This window comes from Vibrio sp. Y176 (assembly GCF_033438945.1).
Window position 1 is genome coordinate 1 of sequence record NZ_JAWOQS010000994.1, and the last position, 555, is coordinate 555.

A 555-nucleotide genomic window follows, 5' to 3' on the forward strand; every position below is an offset into this window, starting at 1 on the left:
ACGGCGAACCACAAAGGATGAAAGGGATTCATGATAGAGCTAAAACATTTGCGAACATTAACTTCGCTTCGAGACACCGGCTCGTTAACTGCTACGGCTACTGCCTTGCACTTAACGCAATCCGCTCTTTCTCACCAAATCAAAGATCTCGAATCTCGTATTGGCGGTCAGTTATTTTTACGCAAAACTCGCCCAGTAAAATTTACCTCTGAGGGTGAAATTCTCTTGCGCCTCGCGGAAGATATTTTGCCGAAGCTGGCAAGAGCAGAAAACGAACTGGCAAGTTTGAAAGAGGACGTCAACGGTCGATTACACATGGCGATCGAATGTCACTCATGCTTCCAATGGCTAATGCCTGCTCTAAGGGAATATCAATTGGCGTGGCCAAGCGTCACGTTGGATTTTTCGTCCGGCTTTGGGTTTGAGCCCTTACCCGCATTGTTGGCTGGCGAGTTAGATCTCGTTATCACGTCGGATATTCAACCTCGTTCTGAGGTACATTATGAACCGTTGTTTGACTTCGAAATGCGCCTAATTACTGCGACCAATCATCCA

Annotated in this window: 1 protein-coding gene; it reads left to right on the plus strand. The window is 46.8% G+C overall.

Features of this window, described 5'->3' with window-relative positions; all coding sequences use genetic code 11:
- Positions 1–30 precede the first annotated feature (30 nt).
- Positions 31–555, plus strand: a 525-nt coding sequence (locus R7O13_RS29825) for a LysR family transcriptional regulator (RefSeq protein ID WP_318305587.1), incomplete at its 3' end; no start/stop codon positions are given.